Source organism: Brumimicrobium mesophilum, from assembly GCF_003025005.1.
GTDB lineage: Bacteria > Bacteroidota > Bacteroidia > Flavobacteriales_D > Crocinitomicaceae > Brumimicrobium > Brumimicrobium mesophilum.
The window spans coordinates 1-438 of sequence record NZ_PVSS01000081.1 but is presented as its reverse complement, the minus strand read 5'-3'; the positions used below and the strand labels follow the sequence as shown (position 1 = coordinate 438).

The 438-nt window shown below is 36.1% G+C and carries 1 protein-coding gene; it reads right to left on the bottom strand.

Features of this window, described 5'->3' with window-relative positions; genetic code table 11:
- Positions 1-438, bottom strand: a 438-nt coding sequence (locus C6368_RS17130) for a hypothetical protein (RefSeq protein ID WP_159038684.1), incomplete at both ends; no start/stop codon positions are given.

Here is a 438-nt window from a genome sequence, read left to right as displayed (position 1 = left end):
AAGCGATGGTTGAGGACAGGTTGGCGGAGCAAATTCATAAACACCAGGATCTGGTGTAGTTGCATTTCTCGCATTTCCTCCAAAATCTGATGTAACAGTAGGAATTGATGTACCTATATTATTAGATAAAGGACTAGATGGTTCAAAATTATTTAGTGCTGCATTGGTTAAAACTGGATCACTTTCAACTGAATTCATATCCCCACCAGAAGCTGTTTGCCAATCTGCTAATGCTAACTGAGCACCGCCATAATAACCAACATTATTAGACCCTGAAGCAGAAGAACTTATGTACAGAACGTTATTATCGCTTGTTATAGATGATGCTGTAGTATTAAAGTATAAACAATACTTAGCACCTGAACCCTCTCTTGTAATATCAATTATATTGTTTTTAAACTCAATATTACTCGCTGTTGTTGTTTGATAAAAACCTCT